This is a genomic window from Salinispora sp. CH2A1_6 (genome assembly GCF_056820975.1).
Genome location: NZ_JBXEDG010000008.1, coordinates 103,148 through 127,294, shown reverse-complemented (window position 1 = coordinate 127,294; position 24,147 = coordinate 103,148). Strand labels below are relative to the sequence as shown.

22 protein-coding genes and 3 pseudogenes are annotated in these 24,147 nt (G+C 67.1%); 10 read left to right on the top strand and 15 right to left on the bottom strand.

Annotated elements, in window-relative coordinates; genetic code table 11:
* Position 1: 1 nt before the first annotated feature.
* Positions 2-901 (bottom strand): radical SAM protein, encoded by a 900-nt coding sequence (locus AC1UKG_RS13305; protein WP_482641921.1) that lies wholly within the window; start codon positions 899-901, stop codon positions 2-4.
* 217 nt (positions 902-1,118) lie between these two features.
* On the opposite strand from AC1UKG_RS13305, the gene AC1UKG_RS13300 reads away from it, so the two are divergent.
* The 3 genes from AC1UKG_RS13300 (at position 1,119) to AC1UKG_RS13290 (ending at position 4,249) form a co-directional block, all read left to right on the top strand.
* A complete protein-coding gene (locus AC1UKG_RS13300) occupies positions 1,119-2,543 on the top strand; it encodes an NsdA family TPR-like regulatory protein (protein ID WP_482641793.1) in 1,425 nt (474 codons plus the stop codon).
* Between the two features lie 15 nt (positions 2,544-2,558).
* Entirely contained in the window at positions 2,559-3,524 is a 966-nt protein-coding gene (locus AC1UKG_RS13295; protein ID WP_482641792.1) for an FAD-dependent oxidoreductase, read from the top strand.
* 128 nt (positions 3,525-3,652) lie between these two features.
* Positions 3,653-4,249, top strand: coding sequence for an AfsR/SARP family transcriptional regulator (locus tag AC1UKG_RS13290; protein WP_482641791.1), 597 nt, complete (start codon positions 3,653-3,655; stop codon positions 4,247-4,249).
* 711 nt (positions 4,250-4,960) lie between these two features.
* On the opposite strand, the gene AC1UKG_RS13285 is transcribed toward AC1UKG_RS13290, so the two are convergent.
* Positions 4,961-6,364, bottom strand: a complete 1,404-nt coding sequence (locus AC1UKG_RS13285) for an autotransporter outer membrane beta-barrel domain-containing protein (protein ID WP_482641790.1) — start codon at positions 6,362-6,364, stop codon at positions 4,961-4,963.
* Positions 6,365-7,026: 662 nt separating this feature from the next.
* Here AC1UKG_RS13285 and AC1UKG_RS13280 point away from each other — a divergent pair.
* Positions 7,027-7,281, top strand: a complete 255-nt coding sequence (locus tag AC1UKG_RS13280; protein ID WP_018729706.1) for a FitA-like ribbon-helix-helix domain-containing protein — start codon at positions 7,027-7,029, stop codon at positions 7,279-7,281.
* Positions 7,263-7,679: a type II toxin-antitoxin system VapC family toxin gene (locus tag AC1UKG_RS13275; protein ID WP_482643201.1), complete on the top strand. Its 417-nt coding sequence runs from the start codon at positions 7,263-7,265 to the stop codon at positions 7,677-7,679. Before AC1UKG_RS13280 ends, AC1UKG_RS13275 begins: the two co-directional genes overlap by 19 nt.
* A 162-nt stretch (positions 7,680-7,841) precedes the next feature.
* Here the strand turns inward: AC1UKG_RS13275 and AC1UKG_RS13270 are convergent, their stop codons facing one another.
* The 5 genes and pseudogenes from AC1UKG_RS13270 to AC1UKG_RS13250 all read right to left on the bottom strand — a co-directional run.
* The gene (locus AC1UKG_RS13270) at positions 7,842-8,189 is read right to left on the bottom strand and encodes a hypothetical protein (protein WP_482641920.1); all 348 of its coding nucleotides are present in this window, start codon (positions 8,187-8,189) and stop codon (positions 7,842-7,844) included.
* Between the two features lie 50 nt (positions 8,190-8,239).
* Positions 8,240-8,392, bottom strand: coding sequence for a hypothetical protein (locus AC1UKG_RS13265; RefSeq protein ID WP_196233698.1), 153 nt, complete (start codon positions 8,390-8,392; stop codon positions 8,240-8,242).
* Positions 8,393-9,830: 1,438 nt separating this feature from the next.
* Positions 9,831-10,058: pseudogene (locus tag AC1UKG_RS13260) on the bottom strand (radical SAM protein); the annotation flags it as partial.
* Positions 10,059-10,171: 113 nt separating this feature from the next.
* Positions 10,172-11,134: a phosphatase PAP2 family protein gene (locus AC1UKG_RS13255; RefSeq protein WP_018814993.1), complete on the bottom strand. Its 963-nt coding sequence runs from the start codon at positions 11,132-11,134 to the stop codon at positions 10,172-10,174.
* 731 nt (positions 11,135-11,865) lie between these two features.
* A pseudogene (locus AC1UKG_RS13250) lies at positions 11,866-12,239 on the bottom strand (transposase); the annotation flags it as partial.
* A 171-nt stretch (positions 12,240-12,410) separates the two neighbouring features.
* Between AC1UKG_RS13250 and AC1UKG_RS13245 the strand changes: the two are divergent.
* Entirely contained in the window at positions 12,411-14,210 is a 1,800-nt protein-coding gene (locus AC1UKG_RS13245; protein WP_482641788.1) for a trypsin-like serine protease, read from the top strand.
* 53 nt (positions 14,211-14,263) lie between these two features.
* On the opposite strand, the pseudogene AC1UKG_RS13240 reads toward AC1UKG_RS13245, so the two are convergent.
* From AC1UKG_RS13240 to AC1UKG_RS13215, 6 genes and pseudogenes are all read right to left on the bottom strand, one after another.
* A pseudogene (locus AC1UKG_RS13240) lies at positions 14,264-14,461 on the bottom strand (GNAT family N-acetyltransferase); the annotation flags it as partial.
* 191 nt (positions 14,462-14,652) lie between these two features.
* Positions 14,653-15,555 (bottom strand): NshR/TsnR family 23S rRNA methyltransferase, encoded by a 903-nt coding sequence (gene nshR, locus AC1UKG_RS13235; RefSeq protein WP_018742137.1) that lies wholly within the window; start codon positions 15,553-15,555, stop codon positions 14,653-14,655.
* A 10-nt stretch (positions 15,556-15,565) separates the two neighbouring features.
* Positions 15,566-15,970: an NUDIX domain-containing protein gene (locus AC1UKG_RS13230; protein WP_026271630.1), complete on the bottom strand. Its 405-nt coding sequence runs from the start codon at positions 15,968-15,970 to the stop codon at positions 15,566-15,568.
* A 199-nt stretch (positions 15,971-16,169) separates the two neighbouring features.
* A complete protein-coding gene (locus AC1UKG_RS13225; protein WP_018742139.1) occupies positions 16,170-17,312 on the bottom strand; it encodes an epoxide hydrolase in 1,143 nt (380 codons plus the stop codon).
* An 86-nt stretch (positions 17,313-17,398) separates the two neighbouring features.
* Entirely contained in the window at positions 17,399-18,394 is a 996-nt protein-coding gene (gene mgrA, locus AC1UKG_RS13220; RefSeq protein ID WP_026271629.1) for an L-glyceraldehyde 3-phosphate reductase, read from the bottom strand.
* Positions 18,395-18,414: 20 nt separating this feature from the next.
* Entirely contained in the window at positions 18,415-18,870 is a 456-nt protein-coding gene (locus tag AC1UKG_RS13215) for a GNAT family N-acetyltransferase (RefSeq protein ID WP_018742141.1), read from the bottom strand.
* 138 nt (positions 18,871-19,008) lie between these two features.
* Here AC1UKG_RS13215 and AC1UKG_RS13210 point away from each other — a divergent pair, with 138 nt between their 5' ends.
* Together AC1UKG_RS13210 and AC1UKG_RS13205 are read left to right on the top strand one after the other, a co-directional pair.
* Positions 19,009-19,617 (top strand): TetR/AcrR family transcriptional regulator, encoded by a 609-nt coding sequence (locus AC1UKG_RS13210; RefSeq protein ID WP_018742142.1) that lies wholly within the window; start codon positions 19,009-19,011, stop codon positions 19,615-19,617.
* A 54-nt stretch (positions 19,618-19,671) separates the two neighbouring features.
* A complete protein-coding gene (locus AC1UKG_RS13205) occupies positions 19,672-20,139 on the top strand; it encodes a hypothetical protein (RefSeq protein WP_018742143.1) in 468 nt (155 codons plus the stop codon).
* A 4-nt stretch (positions 20,140-20,143) separates the two neighbouring features.
* On the opposite strand, the gene AC1UKG_RS13200 is transcribed toward AC1UKG_RS13205, so the two are convergent.
* Both AC1UKG_RS13200 and AC1UKG_RS13195 read right to left on the bottom strand, forming a co-directional pair.
* Positions 20,144-20,878 (bottom strand): RICIN domain-containing protein, encoded by a 735-nt coding sequence (locus AC1UKG_RS13200; protein ID WP_482641787.1) that lies wholly within the window; start codon positions 20,876-20,878, stop codon positions 20,144-20,146.
* 57 nt (positions 20,879-20,935) lie between these two features.
* Positions 20,936-21,220 (bottom strand): DUF427 domain-containing protein, encoded by a 285-nt coding sequence (locus AC1UKG_RS13195; protein WP_018742145.1) that lies wholly within the window; start codon positions 21,218-21,220, stop codon positions 20,936-20,938.
* Positions 21,221-21,321: 101 nt separating this feature from the next.
* Here AC1UKG_RS13195 and AC1UKG_RS13190 point away from each other — a divergent pair, with 101 nt between their 5' ends.
* Together AC1UKG_RS13190 and AC1UKG_RS13185 are read left to right on the top strand one after the other, a co-directional pair.
* Positions 21,322-22,704 (top strand): FAD-binding oxidoreductase, encoded by a 1,383-nt coding sequence (locus AC1UKG_RS13190; protein WP_482641786.1) that lies wholly within the window; start codon positions 21,322-21,324, stop codon positions 22,702-22,704.
* Positions 22,701-24,044 carry a class I SAM-dependent methyltransferase gene (locus AC1UKG_RS13185; protein WP_482641785.1) on the top strand — a complete coding sequence of 448 codons (1,344 nt, stop codon included), beginning with the start codon at positions 22,701-22,703 and terminating at the stop codon, positions 24,042-24,044. The genes AC1UKG_RS13190 and AC1UKG_RS13185 overlap by 4 nt, the downstream gene beginning before the upstream one ends.
* The last annotated feature ends 103 nt before the right edge of the window (positions 24,045-24,147 follow it).

Here is a 24,147-nt window from a genome sequence, read left to right as displayed (position 1 = left end):
GTCAGAGATCGCCTGGGTCGACGCCCTGGTCGGGGCGGATCGGAGGTTCAACGAGGTAGGACAGGCACTGCGAGAGAACCAGCACCCGCTTGGCGGGGCAGGGTTCGTTGACATCGGCGGGCCGGAAGGTGCCGTCGTAGAGGTTTCCGTAGCCGGTCGGCACGGAAGCGCATCGGCGCACGTCACCGGTGACGGTGACCTTGAACGAGGTGACACCGGCGGTACATGCCTGGCCCCGGAAGGAGAGCATGCCGTCGAGGTAGGGCCGGTTGAAGACGTACTCGCCGGAGTTGGCCAGGATCAGCGCCTTCTGCTCGTCGGTGTAGCCCTCCGGATAGCGGACGCCCTCGTACACGCCTTTGAACACCTTGGCGCGCACATGGTCCACGCCCAATTCGCGCAACTGATCCAGGTCAGCGGCGAGTCGACTGAGCAGCGGCGGGTACAGCACGTACAGGGCGTTCACGTCGAACCCGCCGCGTCGCAGGATCAGGTAGTTGCGGGCGTAGGTGTCGAGTTCCAGCCCCCGAAGCTCGCGCTCGGGCTGGTGTATCGCGGCGACGATCTTCGCCACCCGGGCGGCCGGGACACGCTCAGCGAACTCCGCCACGTCGTCGGAGGCAAGGTTGGTGTTGACGCTGACGAAGTGGTTACCGGCCAGACCCCGGCACAGCTCGACGAAGCCGGGGAACATGAAGGGCTCCCCGCCGGACATGTGCACCAGGCAGACCCTGTTCAACTCGTCGAAGCGCCGGACCACCAACTCCGGAGCCGGTTCGTCGAGGTGGCTGCGGTTGAGTACGTAGCGGATCTGCGGATGGCAGTACTCGCAGAAGAAGTTGCAGCGGTTCGTGAGGTGCCAGTCGAACTCCCAGTCCCATGGAGGTTTGGCCTGGGTCATCGCCGAAGTACGCATCAGGTCCTCCGCTCGCCCGTCGGGTTTCACCCGCCGGCGCAGCCCTCCTGGCGGTACGCCGGCGGGGACGCACCCAGCAGACCGCGAACCGGCACCGCTCGGGCAGTGGATGGAACCGTCAAGAGCGTCAATTCGCCGACCCCGGTGGCCAGCACGATCCGGTACCTTCGCGGTACTCCTGGTTGACCCTCCGGAGGAGCCGATGGGATCTCCACCTGACCGCACCAACCAGACCCTCGCCGCGCACATGACCGAAGCCGGCCTCACCCCACGTACCCTCGCCCGGGAGATCAACCGACTCTTCGGGCCCGGCACACTCGCCGCAACCGCGCCATACCACTGGCGCGACGCGGGCGGCATCCCCCGCCCACCGCTGCCAGCGCTGAGCGCGTACGTCATCTCCCGCCGCCTCGGCCGCATCGTGACCGCAGGGGACCTTTGGCACGGGCAACCCGACACGGCGGATGGCACCCTGGTCATGGCCGCCAGCACCGGCCTGGACGGGCCGTGGACACTCACGAACACCATGCTGGTCGCCGAGGACTGGCTGTTGGGAGGACTGGTGGACCGAAGGATGTTCCTCTCCGTCTCCGGGACCGCTCTCGCCCAGGCCGTCAACATCTACCTCGACGTACACCTTCCGGCGGACGGGACCATGCTTCCGGCCGCGACACCAGACGACCCGCTCGTCGACCAGATCGAAGCCAGCGTGCCGCGCCTACAGCTACTCGACGACGAGCGCGGCGGCGCATCCGGCCTTGGCTACGTCGGCGCCCAGGTTCGCGCGGTCCTGCTCGTACTCCGCGATGGCGGCCATACGGACGCCACGATCCGCCGACTCTTGGTTGCCCTCGCCGACCTCGCCCAACTCGCTGGCTGGAAGGCGTTCGACGCCGGACAGCAAGGACTGGCCCAGCGGTACTTCTTCACCGGACTACGGTCCGCACACGACGCTGGATACCGATCCATGGAAGGACACATCCTCGCTGACCTGTCCTTCCAGGCCGCCTCTCTCGGCGACGCCGACGACGGCCTGCGCCTCGGCGACGCCGCCCGCCGGGTCGTCGGCCGGTCCGCCGCCAGCGTCCAAGCGTCTGTGCTGTCCCGCCTCGCGTACGCCCAGGCCGTAGCCGGAGACGTCGAGCAGTGCGAGCGCACCTGGGCCGAAGCCCGGGACCAACTCGCGAAGCGGCATCCCGACCGCGAACCGGAGTGGATGTACTACCTGACCCCGAACCACCTCGACTGCCAGGCCGGCTACGCGATGATCCTCGCCGGTCGACAGATTGTGGCCGGTGGCAGCGGAGCTGAGGGGCGGGCCCTGCTTCGCAAAGGCGGGGCGCTCCTACGCACCGGTGCCTACGCCCGCCCACCAGACGCTCCCTACCAGCGGCGAGCCCTCTACGAAGGCGCCTGGCTCGCCCTCGGCTACACCGCCCACGGCAAACTCGAGGATGCCTGCGCCGTGACCAGGATGGCCCTACCCCGGCTCGAGCAGGTCCGCTCACCCCGCAGCACCGCACTCCTCGTTGCCCTCGAGCAGGAGTTCCGCCGACGGAAGCGGAACCAGAGCGTCGCCGACGTGCTCCCCGACCTTGAGAAGGCACTGGCGCACCAACCGGCCTGACACTACGGTCAAACGATGACGAGCACCGATCTTGACGCTCTGGTCGTCGGCGCTGGCGTATCCGGCCTCACCACCGCCATCTGCCTCGCCGAAGCCGGGCTGCGGGTCCAGATCTGGGCAGCCGAGTCACCCGAGCGGACCACCTCGTACGCGGCCGGGGCGATGTGGGGTCCGTACCTCGTCGAACCTGTCGGCCGGGTGCGGGTCTGGAGCGCCCAGACGCTTGACGTCCTGCGGCAACTCGCGACCGACACGGTGACCGGTGTACGGCTCGTCTCCGGCGTCGAGGCGTCCCGCAAGCCGGTCGAACCGCCGGAGTGGGGAAACGAGCTTGATGGATTCAGGATGTGTGAGCCGGACGAGTTGCCGGACGGCTTCGCCACCGGGTGGCGCTACACGGCTCCGCTGGTCGACATGCCGGTCTACCTTGGCTACCTGCGAGAGCGGCTCCGGAAAGCTGGCGGCGAGATCGCGATCCGCCGGGTCGACTCACTCGATGAGACCGTTGATGTCGCCCCAGTGGTCGTCAACTGCACCGGGATAGGCGCCCACGACCTCGTACCCGACCCCGACCTGGCCCCGATCCGCGGGCAGCTCGTCGTGGTCGAGAACCCGGGCATCACCGAGTTTTTCTCCGAAGACACCGGGCTCTCACCGGACCTGCTGCACTTCTATCCGCAGGGCGAGACACTGGTCCTCGGCGGCACCGCCCAACCCGACGCGTGGAACCCGCAGCCCGATCCGGACATCGCCGCGGCGATCGTCGCACGCTGTGCCGAGATCGAACCGCGCCTTCGTAGGGCCCGGGTCATCGAGCACCGAGTCGGCCTACGGCCCACCCGACCATACGTACGCGTCGAAGAGCGTCGAATCGACGGCACCAAGGTGATCCACAACTACGGACACGGCGGAGCCGGCGTCACCCTCTCCTGGGGGTGCGCCCTTGAAATTGCCTCCTCTCTGGTCAGGGTTTCTGGCTGATCTCATCGATGAACGACGCCGAACCCGGGAATTCACCCGGGACTGCCCCTGTAGTCGGCGCTGACCCACCCGGAGGCCACCCGACGCACCGACCGGCCAAAGAAGAAGCCGATGCCGGAGCGCATCGGGTGCGTGTCCGCGTGCTCGGCCCACCGACCATCCTCGGGGTCCCCGCCGGCCAACACCTCCGCCCCCAGGCCCTGGAGTTCCTCGTCTACCTCATCGTCCAAGGAGGCACGGCCCACCAAAACGAGGTCCTCGACGACCTCCTACCCGAGCCACCGCACCGGTTGGCAACCCAGCGGCTGCACACCTACACCTACAACCTGCGCCAGGTCTTTCGCTCAGTCGGCGGGAGCGCCGCATACCTGCGGCTAAAGCGGCACCGCTACACCCTCAACCGCGACGTCTTCGACGTAGACCTGTGGACCATGCGCGACGCCGTCACCGCCGCGAAAAGGGTCACCGAACCCGTAGCCAACGTCGCCGCCCTGCACCACGCGGTCACCACCTACTGCGGACCCCTCGCCGCCAACACTGGATACCCGTGGCTCGCACGACACCAGGAAGCTGTCGCGCGTGAGTTTGTGGCCGCAGCCGTCACCCTCACCGAAGCGCTCACCGAGCAACCCGCTGAAGCCAGAGCTGTCCTCGAACTTGCAGTCCACCAACACCCGGACGACGAACTCCTCGCCTTAGCCGCCGCGGCGATCCGCGATCGGTGACGTGACCGGCCATCGCGGCACGTTGCTCTCGCAACCAGAAGTGCCCTGCACTACCAAAACGGCTCCTGTCAGATTCTGCGAACACCTTGCTTCGGAGCTTTTGAAGAATTATCTGAACAGCTGAGGCGGATAGCAGGGCGGACACTGCTAAATCTGACATTGCGTCGCGCCGGAAGCATCCTGACCCATAGCGGAGCCGCCGGTCGGTGCCGGTGGGCGACGCCGACGGCCGACGGTTGATGGCTATTCCAGTTCGCGTCGACTAGGTCGTGGTGGATCACCCCCACCGCCGCTCTCTGCCGGCAAGGCCGTTGACGAACTTTCGTATCTTATGCCACAGATAACTTAAAGAATGAGGGTGACGACTTGTAACCGGTCAGTAGCCCAACCGAACATGACCCGACCAGTGACCGCCGGCGGGGCAGATTTTTGATCCCAGCTCCTCTTAGGTGATCGATATGAAGGGGCACGTCAGCGGGTTACCTGACGTTCCGAACAGCCGCTCTCCCATACGCTCCGTAGCGTCTCGGGCCAGCTCCGATACGAAGTCGGTGGACTGGCTCGTCCACCGACGTGGGGTGGATAGGATCGTCCACGCCACCGGCGCCGATACCCCAGGAAGGGGTAACCCGGTAGGAACGGTGGAGGGATCCCGCTCCTACCGGCAAGCGGCGGAACGAGACCCCTCGTGGATCCGATGTGCTCGGATGGCTATCCGGCGCAGCCGGGAACGTTGACGCAGTTGTTGGGTCGGTTCTTGATGACAACGGTGCCGGTGGCGGTACTCAGGTTCACGGTGCCGCCGCTGTTGACGATGCCCCCACCGTCGCTAACAGCGACGTTCTTGGCCACCTGCGTGTTGAACAGGGTGGCTGTGCCCCCAGAGTTGTAGACGCCGCCACCCTCTTCAGCTTGATTGCCTACGACCGTGGTGTCGCGAATTACCAAATCGCCAAGGTTGTATACCCCACCGCCAAAGTTTGTGAGGGAGACGTTTCCGTTGATGAGGCCCTTTTCGATCACGGCAGTGGAATCGGTTTCTACAAATAGGCCACCAGCGAATCCGTTCGATGCGGTATTATTTGTGATATCGACCTCTTTTAGGGTGAGCTGGCCGCCGTCGCTGTATATTGCGCCGAACGAGACCGCGTTGTTTCCGGTAATTTTGGTGTCGTAAACTCTGCCGACTCCGTCGTTGACCAGCAAGCCGCCGGTTGTCCCCTGAGAGTTGTTGCCGGCGATTACGCTCTTCGCTATTGTGACTACGGCGGGACTGCCGACACTTGCGACGCCGCCGGTGTTATTGTTGGCGGCATTCGTCTTCACCTGCGACTTGGTGATGGTCAGTACTCCGAAGGAGTTGTAGATACCGCCGCCGCTGATGGCGGTGTTATTGCGGACGGTGGTTTGTTCGAAGATGGCGGTGCCTATGCTGAAGATTCCGCCCCCATTTCCTGCCGTGGTGATGTTGTGATTGATTGAGCTGTCTTTAGCGATCAGTCGGCCGCCGGCTACGACGAGGACTCCACCGCCATTTTCGTTGGTCTGGCCGCCAGTTGTCTCCAGGCGGTTGAGGGTGAGGTCGCCGCCGGCACGGACGGCGAGGATGCGGAATTGATCGACGGCGGCGGCGCGTTTGATGGTAGTGTGCTTGCCACCGTTGAGAGTGATGGGGGTGGTGATGGCGGGCAGGCCACTGCCGGCGATATCGGAGGTGAGGAGGTAGGTGCAGTCTTTGGCGAGGTCCAGTACGGCACCGCCACGGGCGTTAGCGAGGGTGATCGCCGCGATTAATTTGTCCGTGTCGCAGGGGACCGTAATTCCCTTCGAACTCTTATTCTCCTTTTCGTCCTTCCCCTTCGCGTTGTCTTTGTCGTCGGGCTTGCCCTCCTCGTGATGGCTGCCGGTGGAGGCCCGGGCGGGTTGTCCGGGCCAGTCATCGGCGCTGGCGAGGGTGCGTTCGGCAGCGTCGGCGGTGGGGATAGCGATGACTCCCACGGTGGTCAGGGCCAAGCCGGTCACGCCGGCCAGTCCGACGGCCCACCACCGTGACCTAGCCCGGCGTCCACCAAACCGGTCAGCGTCAGGTTCATGGGTGTGGTGCGGATAGCTCATGTGGCCTTGGTGTCCTTCCTCCGTCACGGACAGGGGACAAGCCACCTGGGGTGCAGACCCAGGGCGGTGTTCCTCGGCTACCAGGTCGGCGGTAGCAACCACATAGAGTTAAATCGACATAAACCCCATAGAGGCATGAACACGAAGAAAATGCCCAAATGGCACCTCAGGCCGTGATGGATAGTCCCCTGCCCCACATCCCCAGCAGGACTCCCAATGACCCGCGACCACCTGACCGCCCTGGTCCGTGCTGCGGTCCCCGCCGCCGCCCCTCGCCTGGCTGGTCTCACGAGCGGGGGATCGTCCCAGCCGCCGACTCGTCAACCGCGCTGGCCGCTCCCCGGCCCAAGCCGCCGCTCGATGGCCTGAACCTCGCTGGGGAAGGGGTTGGAACGGGTTGATCTCATCCGCATGGGCGGACCGCACCGGCGGTTTGGTCGGTCGGGCTGGGTTCATCGAGCACCACCCGATCCGCGTGAGTTGGGAACTCAGTGGTAGCGGGTCACCGGCGACCGTGGCGGTGTGGTTCGTATGGTGGTACCTCCGGCCCACACTTCTCTGACCTGCGGCTCTTGGCCGCACCACAGTCGTCATGCGAACCAGTTGATCGAGGGTCCGAGTCTTTTCCGGCGAGCGAGCGATGCTGCATGCATAATGAATGCATGGTTGCTCTCCAGATTCGGGACGTGCCGGAAGAAGTGCGAGACGCCCTGGCAGCCCAGGCCAGGGCGCGCGGGCAGTCACTCCAGGCATACCTGCTGGAACTGGTGGAGACGCAGGCTCGACGGCTGCGCAACACGGCGGCCCTTGATCGTTTCGCCGGCAGATCCGACGGTGCTCGCTCTCTGCCGGGGGAGAGCGCCGCAGAGTTGAACGACCAGCGGGAGCAGCGCGGACCGTGGGGAAGCGCCGCGTGATCGTCGTGGATGCGTCGGTTCTGGCCGACGCTCTGGTCGATGATGGGCCGGTCGGGGACGCGGCGCGGGCGGAACTGACCGGAGATCCGCACTGGGCCGCGCCGAGTCATCTTCTGGTCGAGGTCATGTCCGTGATCAGAGGCAAGGTCCTCGGTGGGAGGCTCGGCCCTGCCCGGGCTCAGGAGGCGATCGACGCCCTGCCTTCGTTGGTCATCGACGAGGTTGGCGTCGCGATGCTGGTTGACCGGATGTGGCAGATGTGGGGCAATGTCACGGCGTACGACGCGGCTTACGTCGCGGCGGCGGAGTTGATGGCCTGCCCACTCGTGACCGGTGATGGTCGGCTCGCCAAGGCCAGCGGTATTCGCTGCGAGATCCGACTGCTCGCCGCGTCCTGACGGCGGCCGCCCGAGGATCATCGGCCTGACGCCCTTGGCCGGCCATCCTGAGTGGAAGCGGCTCACCGACAATCGTTGCACTGTGGTTCGCATGGTGGTATCTCCGGCCCACTCAGCGATCAAGGTCCTGAACAGGCGCATCGCGCTTCGTGAGGATCTTCCTCATGAGTTTCGGTCGAACTGTTGTGCTCGCATGTGCCCGTTGTGAGCCCGAGGTAAGCCGGGCGTGTATTGCCGTGACACCAGACGGGCGGTGTTAGCCGCCGCTTCAGGCGGCTTGTCCAACGGCGTCGGCCGAAATTTCGGGTTTGTGTGAGCCCGGGAGCGCTTCTGCCGAGGCACCAGACGGGCAGCCGCTTTCGCCGCTTCGCGTGCCACCTCCGGCAGGACGGAGGTGTAGGCGTCCGACGTGGGCCCGATGGACGAGCGGCCCAGTATGTCCTGCACCACCTTCCGGTCGACACCGGCCGCAAGGGCGATCGTTGCGGCCAAATGACGAAGGTCATGCAGCCGGATCGGCGGTAGCCCAGCCCTACGGGTCCGCCGCTCGAATCGATCCGTCAGCCAGTCCGGTTCGATCCACGCTCCGGCGGGCGGGTGAAGAGCTTGCCGAAGGTCATGCCCGCGTAGATGTGGACCGGCTTGACGGCGCGGACCTCCAGGGTCCAGCGGATCGCGTGGTCCTGGTGGCCGAGCGGTGCAGAGACGTGCACCCAGCCGCCGAGGGCTCCGATGTCACGGTCGCCGTTGAGTATATGCGCGAACGTCTCCGATGCGGTCCGCTTGTGGTGACCGCCAGATAGAGCAGCCCCGGCTGCAGGACCAGGCCGTCGGCCGGGATGGTCTGTTCGGTGAACGCCGTGGGGGCGGAGGTGTCCAGGTCGCCGTCGCAGACGCGCAGGGTGCTGCCGAGCCGCCAGTTGGACGACGAGGCCATCAACGTGCGGGCTGTGTCCCACCGACGCTCGGATCACTGCCGGCCCGTCGCCCTCATGCATCATGCGTCGGGTGGCGGTACCTCCTGGCCGGGTTCGAGGATCAGTTCGGCTTCCTCTGCTGGGGCACCGTCCGCCGTTATAGGTACGGCGCCTCCGCGTTCGGTCACCAGCCAGCCGACGATTGCCTCCGTCTCAACGCCGGCAAGGGGGTCGCGCCAAAGAACTCGATACCCGGGAGTGGCCGGAATTGCGCTGACTACTCTATGTGCATAAATCAAGCGCTGAAAGTCTGGGTACTCGGTAACAGGTCGTAGGATCCCCTGCTCGGGATCGACGACCAGGGCTGTTCGCGTCACCAGATCCCAGCCCTCGACGTTCGCTTGATGATTCCCAAACAGAGCGATCCAGCCGGAGGTACTAAAGTCTGTCATATTTCCCTTGCGTTCTTTCGTTGTCGCGGGGGGCATGATCCACGCCCCCCGCCACGTACTTTACCTAGCTTTGACTGCCTTCGCCAATCATCGAGAATTTCCCGCCGATTCTACGAAGTGGGCGTGCTGTTCGCAAACTTCCATCTCGTTGAGGATGACGCGTATCATTGTGGTGGTGGTCTGGTTTCCGGTCAGGCCATACTCTTTGGCCTCCCATGGTGAGAGCCCATTATCCCGGGCTTAGTGGCTGCTCGGCGGCAGTTGTTTGGATCGGCTCTCGGCGGCTTCATTGTCGTTGGCGCTGCATTGGCAGCATCATCCGATGCACCGGCCCTCCGCCTAGCGTTTATGGTGTGCTTTTTGTCGGTGTTCATTGGCATAATTCGAGTGATTGTGAATGGTCGCCGATTCAACGCGGAGGTTGGTCTCGATGCGCAGAGTGGTGGCACCGAGGCTGGGTGGCTATGGTTTTTCATATTTAAGGACATGGTGACGCCGAATTCCAAATGGAGGCGACGGAAGAGTGGTTAGGGTGCGAGTGGGCTCGGTTCTTGAACTGGATCGACAGCGGAAGGTGCAGCTGATGGACGACCACGCCGGTAAGCAAGAGGGGTCGTCTGTGGAAGAACTCGCGAGCCGTACCAGGTGGTTTGAGCAGTACGTCGAGACGTTGACCAGCGATCTGTAGTGGCTGAAGCGGGTGGCGAACCGTACGCGTGTCCCTGTTGTCGGCACCCGACGCTTGAGGGGCGAGGTCAGTTCGAGATGTGCTTCGCCTGCGGCATGCCGTCGAGGTAGGGCCGGCTGAAGACGTACTCGCCGGAGTTGGCCAGGATCAGCGCCTTCTGCTCGTCGGTGTAGCCTTCCGGATAGCGGACGCCCTCGTACACGCCTTTGAATACCTTGGCGCGCACATGGTCCACGCCCAATTCGCGCAACCGATCCAGGTCAGCGGCGAGTCGACTGAGCGGCGGCGGGTGCAGCACGTACAGGGCGGTCACGTCGAACCCCCGTGCGAACTCCGCCATGTCGTCGCCGACGGAATTGAACCCGGACCCGACCTACAAAAGCGCATGTCGCAGTTCTCACGGGCCGGACGGTATTGTAGCCGCGCACCGAGCCGTTACTGTTGTCGAACAGGGGTGGCCGGCGTGACCGGCCGTCCCTGTTCGGCTTCCCCTTCATCGCGGGATCGGGTCCACCGTTCCACTCGGCCGACGACGATGAAGGTGATCCCCACATAGGCCCAGCCGGCCAGGATATCGATCACGTAGTGCTCAGCGGTGTATACCAGAGTGAAAGCCATGGCCAACGGGTACGCAAGCAGTAGTGGCCACCACCGTCGCTGCACGGTCGGCAGGAAGAACGCGATGACCAGCAGCGCATAGGCGGTGTGCAGGGACGGCATGGCGGCGACTGGGTTCGATGCCTCCACCTGCATCGCGTTGAGGACATTGCCCGCGCTATGCAGCCCGAGCGCCTCCCAACCGTTTGTGGAGATGCGCTCCACCGGGGCGATGAGGGAGCCGTGCTGCGGCTGTGCTGCCCACCACGGGGGCGCCGCGGGGTAGGCGAAATAGGTGGCCAAACCCGCAAGCGTCAGCACGATCCATCGCCACATGTACCGCTTCCATCGCTGTCTCGACCGCACCCAGAGCATCACGGCGGCGGCCGGCACCGCCAGGAAGTGCGAGAAGTAGATGAGCGAGACCGCGACTTCCCACCACTGCACCGACCCCGGTTGCCACAGGTGGCGCTGCAACCAGACAGTCGGGATATCACCACCGAGGAGCCAGCCGAACAGCCACTGATCAGCCCGGACGAGTTCGATGGCGTGCGGCGCCAACAGCCCGTCCGCGTACCCCCGGGAGATGTTGTAGATCAAAAGGATGAGCAGGACGGGCGCCCAGTCCCGGACAAATGCTAGGTGACTCCGCCACGGCAGGTGGCTGTTCCACGCGATCGTCGCCAACCACAGCCAGCCGAGCAGGAGAAACGGATCGCTGGTCGGTACGCCGAGGAAGACCGCGGAGATCGCAAACGCGGCCATCCAGAGCGACAGGGCGATCACCCGGCGGTGGGTCACCGGAGGGTGGGGCTGCTGTCTGCTCTCGTTCCGAGGAATGGTGCTAGTCACGGCCGTCAAGGCTAGCCGCCGGGAAAGGGCCCCCGCCGGCCGGTCCGGGCGGGGGAGGCTCAAACATCGTGACGTACAGCGGTCGTTAAGCGGTCCACCGAACAATGTCGGCGTGGCCGCCTCGGCGGCCACGCCGGTGGGGCGGTCGCGCCTCCCAGGCCAGGTCCACCCCGTCAGCGACGCCTCCGGGCATCGGCAAGTGGAGCGGACATCATGGATCCGTTCGCGCTCGACGTCCGCGTCTCTTCCACCGTGCTGCAGGAAGACAGCGGCGCGTCGCTGAGGCAGGGGACCGGTTGCCGCCCGGTGACGGCGGGGGCCACAGCGGGCGACATCGCTGGCGGGCGGGTTCCCGGGTATAGCTCTCCTGTTCCGCCTGCTTGCAGGTTGTCCGACGAAGGTTCCCTCCTTCGGCCAGCCGGCCGCCTCGCGCCAGTCCGCCCACAACTCTGACCAGAAGGTGTCGGTCAGCAGCTTTCCCCGCGATGACGTGGACAGGGCCGCCACCGAACGGGTGTGCCGCTCACCCAAAGTGACATCGGGAAGCTCGAACTCGGTAGGTCCGACCTCATCGAGGTGGGTGCCGAGTTCTTCGGCAACAACCGTGTGAGACCTGCTACTCAAATCACTGATCTGGCTCAAGAGCGAAATCGGCAGGCTCCAGCACGGGACCATCTCGATTTCTCTGTTGTGCCCGAATACTGCCGCTGCACGCCGACGGTGTGTCGGCACTTCTTCAGATCACCCGTCTCGTCAATGACCAGTACGGCCTCGGCATCACCGAGATGGTGGCCAACGAACTCACGGGCATCAGCGCGGACCTCGGCGTCGTCCCCCGTCACCCGGGTTAGCAGGTCCTGCATCCCGGCCGGACCGTGTCACCGACGTGCTTCGACTGTCCAGGAGTTGTTCGGCGGCAACAGTGCCAGTAGACCCCGGACGAAGTAACACACTGATGGCGCGGCGGCGGCCTGCGTAAGGCTGCCCGAGCGTCAGGATGAAGTCGTGAATAATACCCGCCGGCACTGGCGTCCACCCTGTATCCGGCAATCACCACTGCATCGTGGTCGGTCCACACACACGTCCATGGTGGGCGGTGCCTGCCCCCGTTTCCACACCAACCCAGTACCCCGCTGTCGTATTAGCGGGATTAGTATGCTACCCGTCCATCTCGGTTACGGGTTAGAACTGGATTCAAAGGGGCAAGACATTGCAAAGTAGACGTATGCGTCTGGGTGGCGGGCTCTCCCTAGCCATACTTGTCGCCGGATTGCTAACCGGTGCACCGGCGCGGGCGGTCGCCGGTGGGGGAGAGGTGCCGGACGGTGTCTACCCGTTCACCGCGAAGGTCGCTTTTGGTGACCTGCACGTCTGTACAGGCGCTCTGGTTGACGCCCGCTGGGTGGTAACAGCCAAAGGCTGCTTCGCTGATGGGACCGCGCCCGTTGTGGCCGGTGCCCCCACCAGGCCCACAAGCGTATTGGTCGGACGTACCGATTTGACCAGCTCAACCGGGCATCAACTCGCCGTCACCTCAGTGATTCCTCACCCAGATCGCAACGTATTGTTGGCCAGGTTGGCCGCCGAGGTCACTGATATCGCGCCGATTGCCTGGGCCACCGCGGAACCTTCCCACGGGGAAATGCTTCGGGTGAACGGCTACGGCCGCACGGCTACCGAATGGATTCCCCGCCGACTACACACCGCATCGTTTACTGTGCAGGACGCCACCGCGACAGCCATCAACGTCGTCGGTGCCTCGGCAGACGCCACCATCTGCAAAGGTGACGCCGGTGGGCCCGCGTTCCGCGACAGCGGTGGCCGTGTTGAACTCGTTGCTATTAACGACACTTCCTGGCAGAAAGGCTGCCTCGGGGAAGTCGAGACCCGCGAGGGAGCCACCCAGTCCCGGCTTGACGACCTGTCGGGCTGGTTTCGCGACGCCGTGGCCACGGTCGAGGGCGCTGATGACATCAGCTCTACGACCGGCGATCTCGGACTGGTTCGGACCAGGGACGGAATCGTGACGCAGTACCGCCTCGGCACCGACGGCTGGATCTATAGCAGTAGCCAGGGCAATGCTGGCGCGGTGTTCAGCCCCTGGACCCGCATCGGTGACCGTGGTGACTTCGTCGGTACCCCGACCGCCACGGTTACCGGCAACGAGGCCACTGCTGTCTACGGTCGGGGTAGCGATAACAAAATCTACGGCGTGGGGCAGCCATCGCCGGGTGCAGCCTTTGGTGACTGGGGCATCGTCGGCACCAACCAGCCCATCCTCGCCAGCGACCCGACAGTGGTGACAACGCCCGAGGGCATTACGGCCGTGTACGCCACCGGTAGCGACGGTCACGTCTGGGGCAGTAGCCAGGTCAGCCCGGGCTCCACATTCGGCGCCTGGAAGAGGATCGGCACGGCGGGGGCCGGCGTCGCCTCCAAGCCACACGCGGTAATCGCACCTAACGACACAATCGTGATCTATGCGACTAATACCGCGGGTAAGGTCAGTGGGGTGGGCCAGCCCTCGCCGGGAGCAGCGATGGGCAGCTGGGGCAGCGTCGGCGCCAATCAGCCCACCGACGGCTTCAAGACCGCCCCGAGCGCCGTCGTCACGCCCGGTAACCTGATCGCCGTGTACGCCACCGGTAACGACGGCTACGTCTGGGGCGCGTCGCAAAGCACCCCGGGCGGTGCCATCGGAGCGTGGTCTCGGATCGGTGTCTCTGGAGCCGGTGTCGCATCGAGGCCCCAACCACTGATCGCGGACAACGGCATCACCGCCATCTTTGTCCGTAACACCGCCGATGGCATCAGCGGGGTCAGTCAGGAATCGATCGACGGGGCCTTCGGCAGTTGGACGGCCGTCGGTGCCAACCAGCCGACGTTTGTCGGTGACCCATCGGCCATCGCCTCCGTCACCGGCACGATCGCGGTGTATGGCAAGGCCGCCGACAACTGGATCTGGGGTACCAACCAAAGCAGTGTCGATGATGTCTTCTCCGACTGGAAGCGCATCGGAGGCTGACGACCTAACCGCCCACGGGGCTGCAAGCGGTGTGCCCGCAGCCCCGTGGGCGGCGTGGTGCTGCTTCGCAGCGTGGCCCCGGCGCGTTCCACCCAGTCACGCAACTCTCCTTCGTGATCGAGCAGATCGACCCGCAGGGACCCTCCCGCGCCACGGGCAAGATCACCAATCAGCGTCGCCGCAGCGCGACGATCCGCCGCCACCACCGGCCCGATCATCAGTTGGCCGAGGTTCCGCCACGCCGCGCCATACCTCGGGATCACATTGGCGGGTGTCGGCTGGATCCGAGGTCCTCGGCGACGCCGGTGCCATCGAGGCTCCCGTACAGGAGGCACGCTTCTGTCGGCGGCCGTGCGGTCGAGGCAGTCGCCTACCCGCCGACGTCAATGATTGTGTCCGAGTCCGGATCCTGACCAGGGCGCGGCCGCTTTCCGCTCCCCGGTCACCGGCCGGGGCGGCTCCGGTGTCCCGACCGTACGGGTCTGCCGCTGCGCCGGGGACTGCCCTGCCGGCCGTTTTCCGCCGGGCGCGGCGAGCGGCTTTGTGCGGGGAGGTTCCAGGAGGACCGCTCGTACAGCGCGATCCCGGCGCAGACCGAGACGTTCAGCGACTCCGCATCCGGATTGAGGGGGATCGACACGGTGCTGCTGGCGATGCTCTCGAACGACTGCGACGTGCCCGTCTTCTCTGCCCCGAGCAGGAGGGCGAGCGGCTCGTCGGCGTCGCGTAGATCGCTGACCGCCAGATCGCCGTCCGTGTCGAAGGCGATCAGCGGGACTCTGCTGTGCCGGAAGTGGTCGATCGCCTCGGCCCGGGACGCGAGCACGATCGGCAGGGAGAAGACGTAGCCTCGGCTGGCCCGGACGAGGCGTCGGTCCGCGACGGTGGCCAGGTCGCTGTCCACGAGCACGATGCCGGCGGCGCCGAGCGCGAAGGAGGTACGCACGATCGCGCCGATGTTGCCGACGATCTTCACGCCGTCCAGGACGATGATGTCACCGGTCGTGCGGGACAGGTCGTTGAAGCTCCACGGCCGCGGTGTGCGTGCCACACCGAACACCTTGGGCTTCTTGTCGGCCTTGAACAGGTTGCTCATGATCGGGACCGCCACCAGGCGAACGGGAATGTTCCGCTGCCGGCACGCGGCGAGCACGTCGTCGGGGAAGGGGCTGCTCTCGACGGCATAGACCTCGATGAAGTCCAACCCCGCGCGGATACATTCCACAAGCGGCTCGGCATCCTCGATGAGCACGGTGCGGACGGCGGATCGCGAATGCTTGACGACGTCGCTGATCCGCTGCACGGCCGGATCTGACCGTTCGGTGATGACATCGAGACTTACCACGGGCGCGACCCTAGCACAAGCCCCTTTCGCTTCCGCTATCTGGCTCGAGCCGACGGAACCACTCGTCGATCGAGCGCCGGTACCCGTCGGGCATGGGCAGGTCCACGATCTCGTCGGCGGCGAACAGACGGCCTTCCTTGTGTTCGGAGCTCACCGTGATCGGCGAGTCGTCGTCGGCGAAGCAGCCGTAGGTCACGATCAGCACGTTGACACCGTCGCCGATCTGGTACTGCCAGGAGTCGAGGATCGGGCCGACCCGTACCGCCCAGCCGGTCTCCTCGCTGATCTCCCGGCCGACGCAGCCAGCCGGGTCCTCGCCGAGTTCGAGCTTGCCGCCGGGCAGTTCCCATTCTTCTCGCTCGTTGCGGAGCAGCAGAACACGGCCGGCACGGACGCAGACGCCTTTGACAGACACCGGAAAGGCGTACGGTCGATACACGTGATTGTCCCTCCGTGGTCGGTTGGCGTCACGATATCGAGGGTAGTGGTGTTGACGCCGGGGCCTGGCCGACGGTGACCGGGAACCGAACGTGACCGCAAGCAGCCTCGTCAAGGCCGCGAGGATGGTCCGGCGCCAGCCGGACCATCCTCGCGGTTGTTGACGACCCGTGGGGTCAGGTGATGCTGCGGAAGAAGGTGCGGATGTCGTTCGCCAGTAGTGTGGTGGCGTCCATCGCGGGGAAGTGGCCGCCTTCGGTGAATTCGCTCCAGTGGCTGATTGCCTTCCCCGGGTCCATCGCGCGGCGTAGGAGTGGGTGGGTGTTGAACACGGCCCAGCCGGTCGGCACGTGGGCGGCCATGACCAGGTCGAGGCCGGAGTGCTCGGCCTCGTAGTAGAACTGGGCGCTCGACGCGCCGCTGCGGGTGAACCAGTAGAGGCTGATGTTGGTGAGGAGCTGGTCGCGGTCGACCGATTCGTCCGGGGTCTGGTAGGTGCCGTTGGCTCTGGTCCTGAACTTTTCGGCGATCCACGCGAGCTGACCGACCGGCGAGTCGGTGAGGGCCGCGCCGATGGTGTCGGGGCGGTGGTTGTGCATCAGGAGGTACCCGCGATCGGCGGCGTCCTCGGTGCGTACCGCTTCGATCTGGGCGATCTCGTCCGCGGAGAGGCCGTCGGGGTAGGGGAACTTGTCGCCTACCAAGCCGAGCAGGTGGGGGTCGATGCCGAGGTGCGTGCCGATGACGCGCTCCGGGTATTCGGCGGCGAGGCGGCCGGTGGTGCCTGAACCGATGTCGGTGCCGTGGGCGGCGAACCTCTCGTAGCCCAGGCGCGTCATGATCTCGGCGTAGGCCGCCGCGGTCCGCGCCAACTCCCACCCGGTCCCGGACAGCGGGGTGGAGAACCCGAAGCCGGGCAGCGACGGGACGACCACGTGGAAATCGTCGGTCAGCAGCGGGATGAGGTGCTGGTACTCGACGAACGAGCCGGGCCAGCCGTGGTTGAGCATCAGCGGGGTGGCCTGCGGGTTTGTCGATCGTACGTGGACGATGTGGAACGTCTGGCCGTTGACGACCGTCGTGACCTGTTCGTACTCGTTGAGCTTCGCCTCCTGCGCCCGCCAGTCGAACCCGTCGTGCCAGTACTCGGCGAGTTCCTTCAGGTACACCAGCGGGATGCCGCGGCGGAAGTCGGTGCGGTCCTCGCGGCCGGGCGTCGGGTACGGCCAGCGGGTGTGGGTCAGCCGGCTACGCAGGTCGTCGAGGTCGGCCGCGGGGATGTCGATGCGGAACGGGGTGAGCGCGTTGTTCTCGTGCATGACACCGACGGTCTCAGGCAATGCGGCAGGTTAGCTTCCGCGATCGCCGAGAGAGTGGAGAAAGTAGTGGAGACCTCGGGCCGGTGTCAGCGGAGCTGGCGGTCGACTTCGGCCAGCTCCTCGGTGGTCAGGTCGAGGTTGTCCAGCGTGGCGAGGTTGGCCTCGAGTTGGGCGACGCTGCTGGCGCCGATGATCAGGCTGGTCATTCGGGGATCGCGTAGGGCCCAGGCGAGTGCGAGCTGCGCGAGGGACTGGTGGCGGCGTTGGGCGATGGCGGCGAGGCCGCGGATGGTGACCAGCCGTTGCGGGCTCACGTCCCGCTCGGAAAGGTGGACGCTGGTGCGGACCCGGGAGTCGGCCGGGATGCCATCGAGGTAGCGGTCGGTGAGCAGGCCCTGGGCCAGGGGGCTGAAGGAGATGCAGCCCGCGCCGACCTCCGCGAGCGTGTCGAGCAGGCCGTCCTCCTCGGTCCAGCGGTTCAGCATCGAGTATGACGGCTGGTTGATCAGCAGCGGGGTGCCCAGGTCGCGCAGGATCGCCGCGGCCCGCCGGGTCTGTTCGGCCGTGTAGTTGGAGATGCCGACGTAGAGCGCCTTGCCGGCCCGGACGACGGCGTCCAGGGCGCCCATCGTCTCTTCCAGCGGGGTGTCCGGGTCGTACCGGTGGCTGTAGAAGATGTCGACGTAGTCCAACCCCAGCCGGCGGAGCGACTGGTCCAGCGAGGCGACGAGGTACTTGCGGGATCCCCACTCGCCGTACGGGCCGGGCCACATCAGGTAGCCGGCCTTGCTGGAGATGACCAGTTCATCGCGGTACGGCTTCAGGTCCGTGGCGAGCATCCGGCCGAAGTTCTCCTCGGCGGCGCCCGGCGGTGGGCCGTAGTTGTTGGCGAGGTCGAAGTGGGTGACCCCGAGGTCGAAGGCCCGGCGGACGATGTCCCGCTGCCGATCGAAGGGGCGGTCGGGCCCGAAGTTGTGCCACAGGCCGAGTGAGATCGCCGGTAGGCGGAGCCCACTGGCCCCGCTGCGTCGGTAGGTCATCTGGTCGTAGCGGGTGGCGGCGGCCTCGTAGGTCACGATCAGCAGAGTAGCCGTTGACCGGGTCAGCCGAGTTCGCGGGCGTAGCAGACGGAGAGTGACTCGTCCTGGTACGGACCGAAGTTCGCGATGCGGTGGTAGCCCTCCCGTTCGTAGAAGCGGATCGCGTCGGGTTGGGCGGGGCCGGTCTCCAACAGCAGGGTCTGTACGCCGGCGGTCCGGGCGGCGTCCTCCAGGGCTTGCAGGATGGCGGTCGCCACCCCGGTGCCGCGGGCGCCCGGCGCGACGTACATCCGTTTGATCTCGGCGGATTCGGTGGAAAGGAAGCGGAGGCCACCGCAGCCGAGCGCGGTACCGTCGTGGTCGCGGGCGACGAGGAAGACGGGGACACTGTCGGCGGTGGGCGGGGCACCGGGCTCGTGGTCGTCGCTGTGGTAGCGCGCGTCCAGCTCGGCGCGTTGCGCAGCCCGCAGTCGGGTGCTGTCGGTGGATTCCCACGGTTCGGGGTGGACGGAGACCACGGGTCCTCCTTGGTTCGTGCCGGTCGCACCCCGGGTGGGGGAGCGCTCGTAACAAGCGTTACCGTAACGTACGTTACGACAGAGAGGCCGGCGCAGTGGGCGCGGGCCGGCCGGAGGGAATCGGACCGGGGAGGGTGGATGGCCAGTCGACGTGACCGCGTTGACCAGCGGCTCCGCCTGTCGGCTGCCACCTGGTCGGTGCTCGCCGAACGCGGGCTACCCGGTCTCACCCTGCGCGCCGTCGCAGAACGGGCCGGCTGCACCACCGGGATGGTGCTGCACACCTTCGCCGACAAGCAGGCCCTGCTGGTGCACGCGCGCGAGCTGCTCCACCAGCGCACCGGCCAGCGGGCCGACGCCGCGCAGGCCGACGCCGACACACCCGGGATGGCCCTGCGCGCCGTACTGCTCCAAGCCGCCGCTCCGACCGTGGAGCGTCAGGAGGAGGCGCGGGTATGGGTGGGCTTCCTGGCTGCAGCCTTGGCCGACCCGGTCCTGGCCGAGCTGCACCGCAGCTACAACCGCCGGTTCGTCGATCGGGTTCGGGGGCTGGTTGCCGCGGTCCGGCCCGACTGGCCCGCGGCGGATTGCTCGTCCACCGCCACGGGGCTGGTGGCCCTGGTCGAGGGGCTGAACACGCTGACCGCCATCGACCCGGCCACCTACTCCCGGGCGGCGCAGCGCGTCGCCCTCGACGCCGCGCTCGCCCGGCTCGGCCCGGCTGCTGCCGACCACCCATCCGGGTGAACAGCGGACCGGAACGCGACGCAGACCGGCGCGTCGCGGGTTTGACTGGCAGGTGTGGACAGCGCAGCGCTGGGGCGGGCCTACGACGAGTTGCTCGCGGAGGTGGCCGCGGGAGGCTTCGGCCCGGCGCCGCAGGGGCGGCTCGACGCCGAACAGATCGTGGCCCATCTCGTCGCGAACGACGAGCTGATGATCGAGGCGACAGAGGCGGTCCTCGCCGGATCGCCGTTCGCCTACTACGACCTGGAGACGATGCACCGGCCCCAGGTCGATGCGCTGGTCGCCGAGCTCGGCGACCTCGACGCGTTGGACGCCCGGTTGCGCACCACCAGTAGCCGGCTGGTGGCCCTGGTCGACCGGCTCGGCCCGGCGGCCGGCACGCCGGTCGACACCCACCTGCGGGAGGGCTACGACCTCGTCGTGGACGGCCCGCTGCCCTGGGGGCGGGTGCTGGACCTGCATGCCCGGGTTCACCTTCCCAAACACCAGGCCCAGCTCAGAATGCTCCGGGTGGCCGAGTAGCCGGTCAGCCGAGCTGCCACTGCTGGTCGGGGGCGTCAACGCAGGTGATCTGCCGGATGTCGGTGCCGGCGTCGGGCCGGCTGCCGTCCGGGTACGCGCACCGGCCGCTGTGCAGCGCCGCGATCAGCACCGACCCGCCGGCGGTGGGTACGAGCTGCCACTGCTGGTTGGCCTCGCCGTGGCAGGGATACTGCTGCAGCCTCGCCCCGTCGTCGGCGTTGGCGCCCTCCACGTCGAGGCACATGTTCGAAGCCTGGTTGACCAGGCTCACCAGGCCCGGGCCGATGGAGTTGGGCAGCCACCGCTGGCGGGAGTCGTCGCCGTGGCAGTCGAGGAGTTTCGCGGTCGCCTGCGCGCCGTCTCCGTCCACGCCCAGGCACCGGCCCGACGCCACCTGGCGGAACGCGGTCGGGCCGGTGGGGATGACCGGCGGGGAGCTGACGTCCTCGGTGGGTGGGGTGGAGTTCGGGGAGGTGGCTGCCACGGTGGGCGGGGCGGGCGGCTCCTGTGCCGACGCGGCTGATGCGCCGGTTGGCGGGGTCGCGGCCACCGCCGGGACGGCTGGAGTGCCGTCGCCCCCCGGGCCGCCGAGGACGAAGAACCCCCCGAGCAGGAGGCCGGCCGCGCCGATGAGCACCGCCCCCCACATCAGTGGATCGCGGGGCCGCCGGGGGCGGGTGGGGCCGGGCCGGCGGTAGACGGTGCCGGCCGGATCGGGGCGTTGTGCGGAGGGGGACATGCCGGCATCCTGGCCCACCAGCGGGGGCCACGGCCAGCCGGCCGGCCGCATCGCCGTTCAGTCGATGACGTGGACGTCATCCGAGAACGCGATCCGGTCGCGGACCATCCCCGCCTTCGGCCCCGGATTCGGGTAGTACCAGACCGCGTCCGGGCTGATCTGGCCGTTGTGTTCTAACGTGTAGTAGGACGCGGTTCCCTTCCACGGGCAGACCGACTGCGTGTCGGACTCCCGGATCAGGTCGTCGCGCAGTGTCGAGCGCGGGAAGTAGTGATTTCCCTCGACCAGCACGGTGTCGTTGCTCTCCGCGATCATCAGGTCGTTCCACACGGCCTTCGGCATGACCCTACGCTAGGCCGCCGTCCGCAAGTCAGGTGGACATTCTGGCCATTGGCCACCATGGACGTCCCGCGTTGCGGCCCGGTTGGGCTTAAAGTGTTCTGATGAATGCCGTGCGTGATCATGATCAGGCGGTGGTCCAGCTCCGGCGCTCGTATGCGGCCGTGCGGCCGGGACAGCCGGTTCGGCTCGCCAAGCGCACATCCAACCTGTTCCGCCCGCGGGCGGCACCGCGCGCGCCGGGCCTTGATGTCAGTGGCCTCGGCGGTGTCCTCCACGTTGACCCGGTGGCCCGCACCGCCGACGTGCAGGGCATGTGCACGTACGAGGACCTGGTTGACGCGACCCTGCCGCACGGCCTGATGCCGCTGGTGGTGCCGCAGCTGCGCACCATCACCCTCGGCGGGGCGGTGACCGGCCTGGGGATCGAGTCCACGTCGTTCCGCAACGGGCTGCCGCACGAGTCGGTGATTGAGCTGGACGTGCTCACCGGGGGCGGGGAGGTCATCACCGCCCGGCCGGAGGGGGAGCACGCCGCCCTGTTCGCCGCCTTCCCCAACTCGTTGGGCAGCCTCGGCTACGCGACCCGGCTGCGGATCGAGCTGCAACCGATCGGCCGGCGGGTCGCGCTGCACAATGTGCGGTTCAACCGGCTGGAGGAGCTCGCCGAGGCGATCGGTGAGGTCATCGCCACCCGCTCGTGGGCCGGGGCGGCGGTGGACGCGATGGACGGGGTGATGTTCAGCCCGGATGAGGCGTACCTGGTGCTCGCGACCTTCACCGACGACCCCGGGCCGGTCAGCGACTACACCGGTCAGGAGATCTACTACCGGTCGCTGCAGCAACGTACCCAGGATGCCCTGACCGGGCACGACTACCTGTGGCGCTGGGACACCGACTGGTTCTGGTGCTCCGCGGCGTTCGGGGCACAGCACCCGGTGCTGCGCCGGGTCTGGCCGGCGCGCTGGCGGCGCAGCGATTTCTACCACCGGCTGGTCCGGTTGGAGCACCGGCATCAGGTGGCCGCGCGGATTGACCGGTGGCGCGGCCAGCCGGCGCGGGAACGGGTGGTGCAGGACGTGGAGATCCCGCTGGGGCGCACCGCGGAGTTCCTGCGCTGGTTCGCCAGCGCGGTGCGAATGACCCCGGTCTGGCTCTGCCCGTTGCGGCTGCGGGAACCGACCGGGCCGGGATCGGCCCGGTCCTGGCCGCTGTATCCGCTGCGGCCGGGGCAGGACTACGTGAACATTGGGTTCTGGGGAAGCGTGCCGATCGCCGGGGGTGCCGCCGACGGTGACATGAACCGGGCGATCGAACGCAGGGTGTCGGAGCTTGGCGGGCACAAGTCGCTCTACTCCGATGCGTACTACGACCGGGAGGTGTTTGACCGGCTCTACGGCGGCGACACCTGGCGGGCGGTCAAGGACCGCTACGACCCGGCCCACCGGCTAACCGGACTGTACGAGAAGGCGGTAGCACGAGCATGAGTCTGATTGATCGACAGCAGAAGTCGGCGAGCGTCTCCGCGGCCGCGCCGAAGACGGCCGGCAACCGGGGACGCACCCTGGCCGACATCATTCGGGCGCTGACCACCGAGCCCCTGCCGGTGCGGATCACCGGGTACGACGGCAGTTCCGTCGGCCCGTCCGACGCCGGCATCACCCTCACCATCCACACCCCGCGCGGCCTGTCCTACCTGCTGACCGCCCCGGGTGACCTGGGGATGGCCCGGGCGTATGTCAGCGGCGACCTCGGCCTGTCCGGGGTGCATCCGGGCGATCCGTACGAGGCGCTGCGGGTCCTCAAGGACGAGGTGCGGCTGCGGATCCCGCCGGTGCCCGAGGCCCTGGCCCTGGTTCGGGGTTTGGGCTGGGAGCGGCTGCTCCCGCCGCCACCTCCGCCGCAGGAGGCGGTGCCCCGGTGGAAGCGGGTGTTGGGCGGGCTGCGCCACTCCCGGATCCGGGACAGCAGCGCCATCTCGCACCACTACGACGTGTCGAACGCCTTCTACGAGAAGGTGCTCGGGGAGTCGATGACGTACACCTGCGCGTTGTTCCGCTCGCCGCAGGACTCGTTGGAGACGGCGCAGGCGGCCAAGTACGACCTGGTGGCGCAGAAGCTCGCGGTCAAATCCGGGATGCGGCTGCTGGATGTGGGCTGCGGGTGGGGCGGCATGGTCCGGCACGTGGCCCGCGAGTACGGCGTCCAGGCGCTCGGGGTGACGCTCTCCAGAGCACAGGCCGAGTGGGCGCAGGCCGCGATCGAGCGGGAGGGGCTGACCGGGCTGGCCGAGGTGCGGTACCTCGACTACCGGGACACGCCGCGGGAGCAGTTCGACGTGGTGTCCTCGATCGGATTGACCGAGCACATCGGGGTGCGTAACTATCCGGAATACTTCGGCTCGCTCCGGGACCGGCTGCGGCCCGAGGGTCGGCTGCTCAACCACTGCATCACCCGCGCCGACAACCGCGCGCCGCACCGCTCCGGCGCGTTCATCGACCGATATGTCTTCCCGGACGGCGAGTTGGCCGGGCCGGGCCGGGTGCTCTCCGAGATCCACGACGTGGGCTTGGAGGTGCAGCACGAGGAGAATCTGCGCCGCCACTACGCGTTGACGCTCGCGGCCTGGTGCCGCAACCTCGTGGCGAACTGGGACTTCTGCGTCGGCGAGGTGGGCGCGGGAACCGCCCGGGTCTGGGGCCTGTACATGGCCGGATCCCGGATGTCGTTCGAGCGCAACGCCATCCAGCTGCACCAGGTGCTGGCGACGCGGACCAGCGCCGCGGGGGTGACGAGCTACCCGCTGCGGCCGGACTGGCTGCCCTGACTCCGGTGCTGCCGGCGGTCGCCGTAAGGTGACCGCTGGCAGCATCCCGTACCCGCCCGGGCTCCGCCGGGCCTGGTGGCTGCCGGGACCGCGGCCACTAGCC